Below are 13521 nucleotides of genomic sequence, written 5' to 3'. Positions count from 1 at the left end.
GTCAGGCCGCTTCGCTGCGCGCCGGTGCGAGGTCGGTATTGGCAGGCGCAGCCGCGTCGACGCCCGGAAGGTTGAGGTTCGCGACGAGACCGCGCAACTCTTGCCGTGCGACGAGATGGCTCGTTCCCAGTTCGCCGAGCTGCCCCTTGTCGAGCAGAGTCAGGCCGGACGGAAAAAGCTCGCGGTAGATAACGCGCTCGGACAGGCCCTTGGCAACGCGAAAGCCGACGCGTTTGGACAGTTCGGTTAGCGCTTTCTCGATGCGCGCCATGTTGCGCGCTTCGGTGTGACCGGTACGATTGCGGACTACTACCCAGTCCATTTCACGGCGCTGCTGTTCGATGGTGGCGCGGCTGCGCTTCAGTCTCGCCTCCCAGATCAGCTCGGCATAGAAACTGAGTTTCTTCACCTTGAAACTCTCACCTTCGACCTGACCGATAAGGTCGAAATCGACGAAACTGTCGTTCATCGGCGTGACGAGCGTGTCTGCTTCCGTGGCGACGTGGCGCGCGAGAGGATCGTCGCGGCCCGGCGTATCGAAGATGATGAAATCCATTCCCGCGCCCGCTTCGCCGATGCGCTCTTCCAGTTCCTCCGGCGTAAGGTTCTCGACCACTTCGGATTTCGCCGTCGGAAGGGCGATCCCGCGCTTCGCCGCTGTTTCCGCCCGGTTCTCGAAATAGCGGTCCATCGTTCGCTGCCGATGATCGAGATCGAACGCAGCGACTTTCAGGCCGCGCGCGGCAAGTGCGACCGCGACGTGAACGGCGGTCGTCGATTTCCCGGTGCCCCCTTTTTCGTTGGCGAAAGTGATGCGATAGGGACGATTGTCTGACACTCGAAATTCCTGGACTTGCATGATCGCCCGAAAGCCGGGCGTGGTTTCCACGGGGTTCCTTGCCAGTCTTACCCAAGGGGAGAAGTGCGTGCAAACCGTCACCGAGCTTGTCATGTTGAGAAAAGCGGTCGCGACATTGCGCGCCGACGGCTCGACCGTAGCTTTGGTTCCGACCATGGGCGCTCTTCACGAAGGACACCTAACTTTGATGCGTGAAGCGGCGAGACAAGCCGATCGCGTCGTCGCATCGATCTTCGTCAATCCAAAGCAATTCGGCGAGAACGAGGACCTCGATGCCTATCCGCGGCAACTCGCAAGAGATAGCGCCTTGCTCGAAGAGGAAGGCGTCGCGTTGCTATGGGCGCCACTGGTCGACGAAGTCTATCCGGAAGGGTTCGCAACGAACGTCTCGGTTGGGAAGTTCAGCGAGCATCTGTGCGGGGCGGATCGACCGGGCCATTTCGACGGCGTTGCGACGGTCGTCTGCAAATTGTTCAATCAGGTTGCCCCCGACATGGCCTTTTTCGGAGAAAAGGATTGGCAGCAACTGGCCGTCATACGCCGCATGGCGCGCGACCTCGACCTGATGCTTCCGCGCGCCGGGGCAATTTACGGCGTGCCGATCGTGCGCGAGCCGGACGGATTGGCCATGAGTTCGCGCAACGCCTATCTTTCGGCAGAGCAAAGGGCAGATGCAGCAGCCCTTCCCGCGACCTTGCGCAAGGCCGCAGAACTCGTGGCGGAAGGCCACCCGTGGAGTGCCATTGCTTCGGCCGCCAGAGAGGATCTGCTCGAAAGCGGGTTCGAAAGGGTCGACTATCTCGACCTGCGCGATAGCGACAGCCTGAAAGCGCTCGACAGCGACAACGGCAACGCACGGCTCTTCGTCGCCGCTCGCATCGGGGGAACACGCCTGATCGACAATTTGCCGATCCGCGCCGCAAACTGACCCACGATTGCTTGCGGCGGAGCGAAGGATTGGCCAAGAGCCTTCGCAGAACATCAAGGAATAGCTCATGAAAACTCGCGCCGCCGTCGCTTTCGAAGCCAAACAGCCGCTGGAGATCGTCGAAGTCGATCTGGAAGGACCCAAGGCAGGCGAGGTTCTCGTAGAGATCATGGCGACCGGCATCTGCCACACCGATGCCTATACGCTCGACGGTCTGGACAGCGAAGGCATCTTCCCGAGCATTCTAGGCCACGAGGGATGCGGTATCGTGCGCGAAGTCGGCGCTGGCGTGACGAGCGTCGGGCCAGGCGATCACGTAATCCCGCTTTACACGCCGGAATGTCGCCAGTGCAAAATGTGCCTCAGCGGCAAGACCAACTTGTGCTCGGCCATTCGGGAAACGCAGGGTAAGGGTCTGATGCCCGACGGCACCAGTCGCTTTTCGTACAAGGGCGAGACAATCTACCATTACATGGGCTGCTCGACCTTCTCGAACTTCACCGTCCTGCCGGAAATCGCGGTCGCGAAGATCCGCGACGACGCGCCATTCGACACCACCTGCTATGTCGGTTGCGGTGTGACCACCGGCGTTGGCGCCGTTACGAATACGGCGAAGGTGCGGCCCGGCGACAATGTCGTCGTATTCGGCCTCGGCGGAATCGGACTGAACGTCATCCAGGGTGCGAAGCTGGCGGGGGCGGACCGCATCGTCGGCGTCGACATCAACCCCTCCAAGAAGGAATGGGGCGAAAGGTTCGGCATGACCGACTTCGTCAATCCGAAGGAAACGAAGGACGTCGTCGCTCATCTCGTCGAACTGCTCGATGGCGGAGCCGATTACAGCTTCGATTGCACGGGCAATACAGAGGTCATGCGCCAGGCTCTCGAATGCTGCCACAAGGGCTGGGGAACGAGTATCATCATCGGGGTCGCAGAAGCCGGCAAGACCATAGAGACGCGGCCGTTTCAGCTCGTTACTGGGCGCAACTGGAGGGGAACCGCTTTCGGCGGAGCGAAGGGCCGGACCGACGTGCCGAAGATCGTGGACTGGTATATGAACGGGAAGATCGCGATCGATCCGATGATCACGCACCGCCTGTCGCTCGAAGAGATCAACAAGGGCTTCGACCTGATGCATGCCGGCGAAAGCATCCGGGCGGTGGTCGTCTACTGATGGGTCGCAAAATCATCCTCGCCGACAAGTTCGCGACGTTCGACGAATGCTGGGCACCCCGGATCGTCGCGCGCTACGAAGGTCACGAAGTCCGCATTGCAAAGCTCGAAGGTGCGTTTGACTGGCATAGCCACGATCACGACGAATTGTTTCTTGTGACTAAGGGCAGGCTCGAGATCGAGTTCGCCGATCGCACCGAGACACTCGAAGCGGGCGAAATGCTCGTCGTGCCAGCCGGCATTGAGCATCGCCCCGTGGCCCGGCAGGGACTGGTCGAGGCAGTGCTGCTCGATCCCGCCGAGAGCCCCAATACCGGAAATAAAGAGACGGCGACCATCGCCGTCGAAGTCTGAACAGTAACAAGGAGAGGAAGCAGATGTTCAATCACATCATGATCGGAACGAACGACATTGACAAGGCGAAGGCCTTTTACGAGGCCGTTCTCAAGGTGATCGGTGGCGGCAAGGCGATCGACAATACGACGGCAGACGGCACGAAGCGTGTATTCTTCATGCATGGCGGTAACACGCTTGCATTGAGCCAGCCGATCGATGGTCAGGCAGCGACTTGCGCCAACGGCATGACGATCGGCTTCAAATGCGATTCCCCCGAACAGGTCAAGGAATTGCATGACGTGGCGGTTGCCAATGGCGGAACGAGTATCGAAGACCCGCCCGGCCTCCGCGAAACGACCATGGGGCCGATCCATCTCAGCTATTTCCGCGATCTGGACGGTCACAAAATCTGCGGCATTCACAGGCCCGGATAAGTCCGAAACATCATGGAACTGATCAGTTCGAACAAGTCGCATGGCGGCACGCAGGGCGTTTATTCTCACCTGTCGGAGGCAACGGGGACGGAGATGACGTTTTCCGTCTTCGTGCCCCCGCATGAGGACGGGCAGGTCCTGCCGGTGCTCTGGTATCTTTCCGGTCTGACCTGCACCCATGCCAACGTGACCGAGAAGGGCGAATATCGCGCCGCCTGCGCAGAGCACGGAATTGTCTTCGTCGCGCCCGATACTTCGCCTCGCGGAGCGGACGTGCCGGACGCGGATGACGAGTACGATTTCGGGAAAGGTGCAGGCTTCTATCTCGATGCGACCAAAGAACCGTGGTCGACGCATTACCGGATGCGGAGCTATGTCGAGGATGAACTGCCGGCGCTCATCGCTCGATCCTTTCCAGTCGACATGGAACGGCAAGCGATTACCGGTCATTCGATGGGCGGTCACGGCGCCCTCACCATCGGCCTGCGAAATCCCGAAAGGTTTCGCTCGATCAGCGCATTCTCTCCGATCGTCGCACCCATCCAGTCCCCGTGGGGCGAGAAGGCTTTCTCACGCTATCTCGGAGACGATCAAAGCACGTGGGCGCAATACGATGCCGTATCATTGATCGAAGGGGGCGCGCGCCCTGCCGCGCTGCTGGTTGATCAGGGAACCGCCGACGATTTCCTGTCCGAACAGCTCAAGACCGGGCTTCTGGCGTTGGCCTGCCGCAAAGCGGGGATCGACGCCGCTATCCGGATGCAGGAAGGTTACGATCATTCCTACTTCTTCATCTCGACCTTCATGGCCGAACATGTCGCCTGGCACGCGCGGCATTTGAAAGGCTGACGAGCCTTGCGAAAAAAGGCCAGCCGGGTCGCTCTTCCCGGCTGGCCTCCTATTAGCTCAAAAGGGGTATCGATCAGAAGGCGTAACGGACGCGGACTTCCTGCGGTCCCTTGCGACCGCGGCGCATCATTGCGCCCACGATGCCGAAGCCAAGTAGCAGCATCAGCCACGTTCCCGGCTCGGGCACGGCAGCTTCGACGGCGATATTGTCGATCTCGAAAGCCTCTTGCGTCGAGGATAGCCGCATTCCGGCCACGTTGGGCGCGTCGGACCCGGTAAAGCCGAAGAAGACGACCGGGTTGCTGCCCGGCAGCACCTGGTTGCCGAAATCGGAGCTGATTATGTCGCTGCCGGTGAAGGAGGCGAGAACGCCGCCCATCGAATCGAGAAACGACAAGGTGTTGTAGGTATCGACCGATCCCCAGATGAAGGAAATTTGCCCGATAGGTCCCGCAAAGCCCGACAGGTCCACTTCGCCCGGCGAGTTCGTGCTTGGCCCGACGGAATAGTAATTGCCCGTACTGCCGAGAGGTTGCGCGCCATTGGCACTCGAACCGGTCTTGACGACGCCGTCGGTGGTCGGCGGCGTATTGACGTCGAAGTCGTAGATCGGAACCGGCCCTTCATAGACCGCACTTCCCGGTTCGACATCGACAAGTGAAATGGCCGCATGCGCCGTCCCGCTCATCGCGGTCAGTGCGACTGCTGCCAATATGCAGTGCTTCGTCATGTTCATGGTGTTTACTCCCTCAAAGAACGAGCCCGGATGACGAACATCCGAACTTCGGCCTGACAAGAGCGACCCCAGAAGCGGCTTTTATCCCTGTTGAGCCAGTCGATGCGACGGTATCGCTATCGGCGACTCGCTTTGCTGCTTCCGCGATGAAGTAGATACCCTTAAGGCGATCTTTACCAGCGGCTTTCGCGAAAAACCGCCAATTTGAGCCAGATCGTTCCACATTGAAACGATTGTCGACCTCACTGCGAACGCATGTTCCGAACGTGTGAAACAAATTTGCGCTGCATCGCAACATGGCGTTTTTACCATTCGATGGGTTCGATCCCATGCTCTTCCAAAAAGGCATTCGCCCTGCTGAACGGACGGGAGCCGAAAAACCCCCGTCGCGCCGAAAGAGGACTGGGATGCGGCGTTTCTATGACCAACAGTTGCGGATTGTCTCGCAGTGCTTCGATCCGCTCGGCCTTTCCCTGCGCGTGATTGCCCCACAGGATGAATACGCATGGTCGGTCGCGTTCGGCCACCGCCCTGACACAGGCGTCGGTAATCGCTTCCCAGCCACGTCGCGCATGGCTGCCCGCGGCCCCCGCCTCGACCGTCAGGGTGTTGTTCAGCAGCAAGACGCCTTGCCGCGCCCAGCGAGTGAGATCGCCGCTGTCACGCCGCTCGATACCGCAATCCGCCTCCAGTTCTTTGTAGATGTTCGCCAGCGAAGGCGGCAGGCGCATCCCTTCGCGGACGGAAAACGCAAGGCCATGCGCTTGCTTGGGGCCATGATAGGGGTCCTGCCCCAAAATCACGACCTTGACCTCTTCGAGCGGCGTCAGCTCCAGCGCGGCGAGCCTTTCTCCCCGCGGAGGATAGATCATCTTGCCGATCTTTTCCTCCTGCCTGAGAAAGCCGCCCAGCCTGCGCGCTTCGGGCGTATCGAGGACCGGCGCGAGAACGTCCTTCCAGCTTTCGGGAATTGCTTCGTTCATCATCGGCGTCTCGCCATCCGCTTCCATTGTTCGGCGCCCCCCGCCGCCCCTTTCCCTAACAGCGCAACGCGCCTAAAGCCCCAGTCATGACCGTACATTTCCACGAAGAAGATTTGCCCCTCGGCGTTCTCGAAGGTGACGCTCCGCTTGCCGTCGATACCGAGACGATGGGCCTCATCACGCCGCGTGACCGGCTCTGCGTCGTCCAGATTTCCGATGGCGGGCCGGACGAACACCTCGTCCGCTTTTCGCCGGGCAGCGACTATGCAGCGCCCAATCTGAAGCGCGTTCTCGCTGATCCTCGGCGACTGAAGCTCTATCATTTCGGCCGCTTCGATCTTGCTGCCATCGAATATTATCTCGGGATCATGGCCGCCCCAGTCTTCTGCACCAAGATCGCCAGCAAGCTCGTGCGCACCTACACCGACAGGCACGGGCTCAAGAACCTCGTCAACGAACTCCTGGGCGAGGATATTTCGAAGCAGCAGCAGTCCTCCGACTGGGGCGGGCCGGAACTGTCCGACGCCCAGCGCGATTATGCAGCAAGCGATGTCCGCTTCCTTCATCGGTTGCGCGACGAACTGGAAAGGCGTCTTGAACGCGAAGGGCGGCGGGACATCGCTCAGGCCTGTTTCGACTTCCTGCCGACGCGGGCACGGCTCGATATCGCAGGCTGGGCGGAACAGGATATCTTCAGCCACATGTAAGGAAGGCTCTGCCAGCAAGTACCGATCATGGGTAAGAAGCGCCGCATCGAAACCGAGGAAGCGAAAAAGCTTCGCGGAAAACGCCAGTTCTGGGCGACCCCTGGCGGTTCGCACGACCGGCTCGTGCGGGTGCTGGCGAGCGTTCTCCCGATCGGCGTCGGCATCATGGCGGCACTGATGGTCATCACGCCCCTGTCGCCGCGCGGCGAAGTCAGTTTCCTGCTCGATCGTAACAAGGTCGCCGTGATCGATGAGCGGCTACGTGTCGACAACGCCCTTTATCGCGGACAGGACAATGACGGGCGCCCCTTCTCTTTGACGGCAGGCGAAGCCGTCCAGAAATCGAGCGCGGAGGGTATCGTGCGGATGCGCGATCTCGTCGCACGCATCCTGCTCGATGACGGCCCGGCACGCCTCGGCGCGGAAGCGGGCGCTTATGACATCAGCGACAAGGAAGTGAACGCCTTCGGCCCGGTCGTCCTGACCGGTCCCGACGATTACCGCATGGTCGTGCGGGGCGTGGACATCGACCTCGACGCGAAGGTAATGACCGGCGCGGGCGGAGTGGAAGGCCGCCTGCCCGGCATGACGTTTTCCGCAAACCGTATGGTTGCCGATCTGGAAGAGCGCAACGTCGTCCTGACCGGCAATTCGCGTGGGCAGATCATACCGGGTGCTTTAAGGATGCCGCAATGACGCACTATTCGATCACCGAGAAAGCCCGTTCGCCGTTGGCGCTCGTCTCGCTGCGGTCTTTTCTCGTGGCCTTCGCACTAACCATCGCCAGCGTCGGCGCATGGCAACTAAGCGCGCAGGCGATTGCGGGCCATAACAGCACTGCGCCGATCAACTATTCCGCCGCGCGTACCGAATATCAGGACCGGCAAGAGCGCATCATCCTGTCAGGAGATGTCGATATCACGCAAGCTGGTCTGCGCCTGCAGGCACAGCGGATACTGGTCAATCTGAGCAGCGGCGGCGTGGGCCGGATCGACCGGCTGACCGCTACCGGCGGAGTGCTCGTCACGCGGGGTAACGAATCGGCGCGCGGGAACAATGCCATTTACGATCTCAACCGCCGGATCATCACCATGTCGGGCGATGTCAGCCTGCGTCGGGGCAACGATACCATCAATGGCGGGCGTCTCACCATCGATCTGCGCACGGGCATCTCCTCCGTCGATGGAAGCGCAGCGGGCGGAACGGCGACAGGCGGACAGACGAGTGGAAATGGCAGGGTGAGCGGCACGTTCAACGTTCCGCAGGATTAAGCGGTCGTCGAAGGGGCGCGGCACGATGAACCGCGAAACGGTCCGGCGGCGATGCTTCGTGCTTCTCTCCCTGTTAGGTTCTGGCGGATGCAACAAGTCTGTCGTCATTGACGAGGGCGACTGGCGCCACATCGATCGCATGGCAGCAGCGCATCGTTTGCAGCCCTATCTTTACGGACGGATAATCCGCGAAGAACTGTCCGTAAATGTGCCTGCGGCCATTCGTGCCAACTGGAAAGAGGCGCACCGGACGCAGGCGCTCGTTGCCCTGGCGCAGCAACGCGCATTGTTTTCCGCTGGAAAGGTCTTGGCCGATGTGGGCCTCGCTCCGATCGCTCTGAAGGGAGCGTGGCTCGCCTGGCATGCCTATCACGCGCCCGCCGAACGGCCGATGCGCGACATCGACTTGCTCGTGGAGCCGGATGAGGCGCTCTATGCGTTCGAACGGCTCGAAGCAGCCGGCTGGGATGCCAGACTGGTTGATCATTCGTCCTTGCAGGAAATTGCAGCCAAGCATCGGCACCTGCCGCCGATGCGCAATGCAGACGGGGTCTGGCTCGAACTGCATGGACGCGCATGGGACAGTGGTTTCGAGACGGCTCAGGACCGGCTTCGACGACGCGCAGTTGCAAGTGCTCCGGTCCTCTATCCGCATCCGCACGACATGCTGGTGCACCTCGCCATTCACGCGGGTCCTGCGCATGGCTTCAACGTCGGCCCTCTGATCCTCAGTGACATTGCCTGTCTTATCGAGAAAGCAATCATCGATTGGGCGGAATTCTGGGATGATGCGCGGAAGGACGGGACGGAGCGCCCGGTTGCGCTCGTGCTCGCGCTGGTAAACCGCTGGCTTGGTTTGAAATTGCCGGATGAAGCGTTCGGTCCGACCGCAGTTCCTCAGCAACTGATCGACGATGTGTCCGACCTGCTCCTTCAGGAGCCCGCTGCGCGAAAAGACATCGCCCTTCTTGCAGGCCTGCGCTCACCGGAACCCGGCAACATTCTAAATAGGCTTGGGCGTCGCTTGTCCTTCGACGCGCGCGACGTCGCAACCGGCAGGATCGAACCGCGCGCTCGCAGGTTCGTAAAAGCTGGCAAAGCGTTCCTGAATACCGATACGCGCCGATCCGCTGCCGAGACAGCCCGCGTGAGCGCATGGCTGGAGGGCGGGTAGCCTACCGCCGCGCTGCCGCGCGTGCGATCATCGCCAGCCCTTGCGACAACAGTAGCTCGGCCGACTGGCTGTTCGTCAGCAGGTCGCGGTGCAGTGCAGCGATGCGCCGCGTCAATTGCGACAACTCGGCGGACTTCCAGCGCCGTAGCTGATCCTCGAGATCGCGGCGGTCGCGCCAGAAGATGCGTCGCGCCTTCTGTTCGGCTTCCAGCGTCTGCGCGATGGCTCCGCTCTGCCCGATCTTCCCCGCGAGGATGCCGAGCTGCGCGACACGCCGCTCGATCGCCAGCAGCAGGCCAACCGGGTTGAGCGAAAGTTCGCGCATCCTTCGCAGCTCGTGCGGCAATTTCGCGACGTCGCCGGAAAGCACCGCATTGACGAGTGGCATGAACCCGTCCTCCTCGCTCGTCGCGCCGATGGAAAACAGATCCTCCGCACTGGCGGTGACCGGCGCTTGCGGGGAAGCGTCGAGATAGGTCGCCAGCTTCTCGACCTCCGATCCGGCGAGGCGGATGTCGAGCGCGGCGCCGCGGGCGATCGCCTCGGCAAGTTCGGCGTTGAGACGAAGACCGGCGCTGTCGGCAAGCCCGCGAACCGATTGCGTCACGCTGCGCAGGTCGGGGGGATAGAACATCGCAACGACGCCGTCCTTGCGCTTCTCGACCAGCTTGGCGGTGCGCGACTTGTCGGTTGCGGAGGTGGCGACGATGACCACGGGGCAGGCCTCTCCTGCACCGAAATCGCCCATATCGACCAAGGTCTTCACGGCATCGTGCGCCTCGTCACCGGCAACGCGCGCGAAGATGTGCCGCGTACCGCCGAACAGCGAAGTGGAGCGTGCCTCGTCGCTCAGCCGGGCAGGATCGCCGCGCAATTCGCTACCGGCGAGTTCAACCTTTTCGCCCGCTTCCGGCAAGTGTTCGATGAGGGTGCGGGCGGCGGCCGAGGCGCCCGCCTCGTCGGGACCGCAGAAGAAGAAAACCTTGGCTGCCTGCGCCACGCGCGGGGCCTGCGCCGCGAAATCACGCTGCGTCAGCTTCATCTTTGCTGGCGAAGGGTCAGAGCGAGTTCGCTCACCATCTGATCGGCTACTTCGCGGGTCAGGTTTTCGAGCGCCGTCTGTTCGGCTGCGATCACCGCATACTCGCTGGAGACGACGTCGATCCCCGCATCGCTTCCCGCCGTCGCATCCAGCAGGACAGAACCGTCAGTCAAATCAATGAGTTGATAGCGCACCCGCAGGATCCGACGCTCCCGCGAGATCGTGTCGTCGTTGAGAATGGCGAGGCTTTCGAGCTGGTCGTCGAGCCGCACATCGAGGCGATAGCGCGCCGACGGATCGCCCACGCCCGCCCCGAGCCGGTCGCTCAAAGCGTTCCGCATGAGCCATCCGGAGCGCCCTTCGATGGCAGGAACGTAAATGGAATCAAGGCTTTGCGCCATGTATCCATCCCCGCCACCGCTATAGACGGGCGACAGGCCACAAGAGGCCACAAATGCACCTAAAGTAGCCACAAGGATGCCGAGAAGGGGTCTGCGCGCGTTCACGTGACGATATTCACCAGCCTGTCCGGCACCACGATCACCTTGCGGATCGCAGCCCCGTCGAGCGAACGCTGCACCTTGTCGGAGGCGAGCGCAAGCGCTTCCAGTTCTTCCTTCGAGGAGCCCTTCGCAGCGGTCAGCGTGTCGCGCAGCTTGCCCTTCACCTGAACGGCGATCGTCACCTCGTCCTCGACTAGCAACGCAGGATCGACGGCCGGCCATGCAGCATTTGCGATCAGCCCCTCGCCGCCCGCCTCTGCCCAGGCTTCCTCCGCGAGATGCGGCATCATCGGACTGGCGAGCAGCAGCAGCGTCTCGATCGCTTCCTCGCGGCTGGCGGAGGGCTGCGCCTTTTCCACCGCACCGGTCAGTTCGTAGATGCGCGCCACCGCCTTGTTGAAGGACAGCGCCTCGATGTCTTCCGCGACGGCGGCGATGGTGCGATGCGTCTTGCGCGCGAGATCGAGATCTTCGCCGCTGGCTGCGGCATCGCGCTGCGTCGTCAGGCGCCACAGGCGATGGACGAAGCGCGAGCAGCCTTCGATCCCGGCCTCGGACCACGGCAGGTCGCGCTCCGGCGGCGAATCCGACAGCATGAACCAGCGCACCGCATCGGCGCCATATTGCGTGATGATGGCGTCGGGATCGATGACGTTCTTCTTCGATTTCGACATCTTCACGACGCGGCCCACCGTGACCGGCGAACCGTCCTCGATCCGCATGTAGTCGGCGCCGTCCTTCTTCACCTCGCCCGGCGAGAGCCAGCTGCCGTCGCCCGCCTGATAGGTCTCGTGCGTGACCATGCCTTGCGTGAACAACGAGGCAAAGGGCTCCGCGAAATCCAGCATTCCAATCCGCTCGAGCGCGCGCGTCCAGAAGCGTGCGTAGAGAAGATGCAGGATCGCATGCTCGATGCCGCCGATATATTGTTCCACCGGCAGCCACTTGGCGACCTCGTCCCTGTCGAACGGCTTGTCGGCAGGCTGCGAAGCAAAGCGCAGGAAATACCAGCTCGAATTGACGAAGGTGTCGAGCGTGTCGGTTTCGCGCACGGCCTTGCCGCCGCAGCCCGGACAATCGACGTGCTTCCAGGTCGGATGCCGGTCAAGCGGGTTGCCCGGCGTGTCGAACTCGACGTCCTCGGGCAATTCGACGGGCAGTTGCTCTTCGGGAACCGGCACGACGCCGCAGGTATCGCAGTGGATGAAGGGGATCGGCGTCCCCCAATAGCGCTGACGAGAAACGCCCCAGTCGCGCAGGCGCCAGACCGTCTTGCCCTCGCCCGCTCCTGCCGCCTCGATCCGCGCAATGACCTCGCGTTTCGCGGCCTCGACATCCAGCCCGTCGAGGAACTGCGAGTTGACGATGACGCCCTCGCCCGGTTCCGCTTCGCCGGCGAACGGCTTGTCCGCATCGTCCGCATTGGGCGCGACGACGCGCGGGATCGGCAGGTCGTACTTGGTCGCGAATTCGAAGTCGCGCTGGTCGTGACCCGGAACGCCCATCACCGCACCGGTGCCATAATCCATCAGCACGAAATTCGCGATATAGACGGGAAGCGCCTCGCCCGTAAACGGATGCCGCGCCGTCAGTTTGGTATCGAAGCCCAGCTTCTCTGCGGTTTCCAGCGCCGCCGCGGTCGTGCCGCCGGCCTTGCACTTCTCGATGAAAGCCTGCGCCGCGTCATCGCCTTCCGCTACCCGGCTGGCGATCGGGTGATCCGCCGCCACCGCAACGAAGCTCGCGCCGAAGATCGTGTCGGGCCGGGTCGAATAGACCTCGACCTTGTCGCCATCCGACAGGTCGAAGGCAAATTGCAGACCCTTCGATTTGCCGATCCAGTTCGCCTGCATCAGCTTGACCTTGTCGGGCCAGCCATCGAGGCTGTCCAGCCCGTCGAGCAGTTCCTCGGCAAAGTCGGTAATCTTGAGGAACCACTGGTTCAGCTTGCGCTTCTCGACCTCCGCGCCCGAGCGCCAGCCCTTGCCGTCGATCACCTGCTCGTTGGCGAGCACCGTCATGTCGACCGGATCCCAGTTCACTTCGGCCTGCTTGCGATAAACGAGACCCGCCTCGTAAAGCGCGATGAACAGCGCCTGCTCGTGCCCGTAATAGCTTGCATCGCAGGTCGCGAATTCGCGCGTCCAGTCGAGCGCGAAGCCGATGCGCTTCAGCTGCGCCTTCATGTGCGCGATGTTGTCATGCGTCCAGCCGCCCGGATGCACGCCCTTTTCCATCGCGGCGTTTTCCGCGGGCATTCCGAAGGCGTCCCAACCCATCGGATGCAGGACCTCGTGGCCGCGCATCTTCTTGTAGCGCGCAAGCACGTCGCCCATCGTGTAGTTGCGCACATGGCCGATGTGGATGCGCCCGCTGGGATAGGGGAACATCTCCAGCACGTAGCTCTTCGGCTTTTCCGATGCGCTATCCGCGACGAAGCAGCCGGCCTCTTCCCACGCTGCCTGCCACTTTGCATCGGCCGCAGCCGGATTGAATCGCCTGTCCGTCATTCCCCGCCCCGTCGAA

General features: G+C 62.0%; 15 protein-coding genes. 9 read left to right on the top strand and 6 right to left on the bottom strand.

The window, feature by feature from the left end; all coding sequences use genetic code 11:
- Nucleotide 1: 1 nt before the first annotated feature.
- Nucleotides 2-838 carry a division plane positioning ATPase MipZ gene (locus GRI38_RS08770; RefSeq protein WP_337191269.1) on the bottom strand — a complete coding sequence of 279 codons (837 nt, stop codon included), beginning with the start codon at nucleotides 836-838 and terminating at the stop codon, nucleotides 2-4.
- Nucleotides 839-926: 88 nt separating this feature from the next.
- On the opposite strand from GRI38_RS08770, the gene panC reads away from it, so the two are divergent.
- From panC to fghA, 5 genes are all read left to right on the top strand, one after another.
- Complete coding sequence (gene panC, locus GRI38_RS08765; protein ID WP_160682710.1) at nucleotides 927-1787, top strand: pantoate--beta-alanine ligase; 861 nt, start codon at nucleotides 927-929, stop codon at nucleotides 1785-1787.
- Nucleotides 1788-1854: 67 nt separating this feature from the next.
- Complete coding sequence (locus GRI38_RS08760) at nucleotides 1855-2961, top strand: S-(hydroxymethyl)glutathione dehydrogenase/class III alcohol dehydrogenase (RefSeq protein ID WP_160682708.1); 1107 nt, start codon at nucleotides 1855-1857, stop codon at nucleotides 2959-2961.
- Nucleotides 2961-3314 (top strand): cupin domain-containing protein, encoded by a 354-nt coding sequence (locus tag GRI38_RS08755; protein WP_160682705.1) that lies wholly within the window; start codon nucleotides 2961-2963, stop codon nucleotides 3312-3314. The genes GRI38_RS08760 and GRI38_RS08755 overlap by 1 nt, the downstream gene beginning before the upstream one ends.
- Before the next feature lie 23 nt (nucleotides 3315-3337).
- Complete coding sequence (locus GRI38_RS08750; RefSeq protein ID WP_160682703.1) at nucleotides 3338-3730, top strand: VOC family protein; 393 nt, start codon at nucleotides 3338-3340, stop codon at nucleotides 3728-3730.
- 12 nt (nucleotides 3731-3742) lie between these two features.
- Nucleotides 3743-4579, top strand: coding sequence for an S-formylglutathione hydrolase (gene fghA, locus GRI38_RS08745; RefSeq protein WP_160682701.1), 837 nt, complete (start codon nucleotides 3743-3745; stop codon nucleotides 4577-4579).
- Nucleotides 4580-4652: 73 nt separating this feature from the next.
- Here the strand turns inward: fghA and GRI38_RS08740 are convergent, their stop codons facing one another.
- Nucleotides 4653-5315 (bottom strand): Npun_F0296 family exosortase-dependent surface protein, encoded by a 663-nt coding sequence (locus tag GRI38_RS08740; protein WP_160682699.1) that lies wholly within the window; start codon nucleotides 5313-5315, stop codon nucleotides 4653-4655.
- 305 nt (nucleotides 5316-5620) lie between these two features.
- Nucleotides 5621-6298: a uracil-DNA glycosylase gene (gene ung, locus GRI38_RS08735; RefSeq protein WP_202389945.1), complete on the bottom strand. Its 678-nt coding sequence runs from the start codon at nucleotides 6296-6298 to the stop codon at nucleotides 5621-5623.
- A gap of 86 nt (nucleotides 6299-6384) precedes the next feature.
- Here ung and GRI38_RS08730 point away from each other — a divergent pair, with 86 nt between their 5' ends.
- From GRI38_RS08730 to GRI38_RS08715, 4 genes are read left to right on the top strand one after another with little or no spacing between them, the layout of a single operon-like run.
- On the top strand, nucleotides 6385-7005 hold the full coding sequence (locus GRI38_RS08730) for a ribonuclease D (RefSeq protein ID WP_160682695.1): 621 nt from the start codon (nucleotides 6385-6387) through the stop codon (nucleotides 7003-7005).
- A gap of 27 nt (nucleotides 7006-7032) precedes the next feature.
- A complete protein-coding gene (locus GRI38_RS08725) occupies nucleotides 7033-7701 on the top strand; it encodes an LPS export ABC transporter periplasmic protein LptC (RefSeq protein WP_160682693.1) in 669 nt (222 codons plus the stop codon).
- A complete protein-coding gene (locus GRI38_RS08720; RefSeq protein ID WP_160682691.1) occupies nucleotides 7698-8276 on the top strand; it encodes an LptA/OstA family protein in 579 nt (192 codons plus the stop codon). The genes GRI38_RS08725 and GRI38_RS08720 overlap by 4 nt, the downstream gene beginning before the upstream one ends.
- A gap of 25 nt (nucleotides 8277-8301) precedes the next feature.
- A complete protein-coding gene (locus tag GRI38_RS08715; protein ID WP_160682689.1) occupies nucleotides 8302-9450 on the top strand; it encodes a nucleotidyltransferase domain-containing protein in 1149 nt (382 codons plus the stop codon).
- A gap of 1 nt (nucleotide 9451) precedes the next feature.
- Here GRI38_RS08715 and holA read toward each other — a convergent pair whose 3' ends face one another.
- From holA to leuS, 3 genes are all read right to left on the bottom strand, one after another.
- Nucleotides 9452-10492 (bottom strand): DNA polymerase III subunit delta, encoded by a 1041-nt coding sequence (holA, locus tag GRI38_RS08710; RefSeq protein WP_160682687.1) that lies wholly within the window; start codon nucleotides 10490-10492, stop codon nucleotides 9452-9454.
- On the bottom strand, nucleotides 10489-10893 hold the full coding sequence (lptE, locus tag GRI38_RS08705; protein ID WP_202389930.1) for an LPS assembly lipoprotein LptE: 405 nt from the start codon (nucleotides 10891-10893) through the stop codon (nucleotides 10489-10491). Before lptE ends, holA begins: the two co-directional genes overlap by 4 nt.
- A 101-nt stretch (nucleotides 10894-10994) precedes the next feature.
- A complete protein-coding gene (leuS, locus tag GRI38_RS08700) occupies nucleotides 10995-13505 on the bottom strand; it encodes a leucine--tRNA ligase (protein WP_160682683.1) in 2511 nt (836 codons plus the stop codon).
- Nucleotides 13506-13521: the final 16 nt, after the last annotated feature.

The organism is Parapontixanthobacter aurantiacus, assembly GCF_009827635.1.
Lineage (GTDB): Bacteria > Pseudomonadota > Alphaproteobacteria > Sphingomonadales > Sphingomonadaceae > Parapontixanthobacter > Parapontixanthobacter aurantiacus.
Note: the sequence above shows the minus strand (reverse complement) of the source record. Positions and strands in the feature narration are given on the sequence as shown.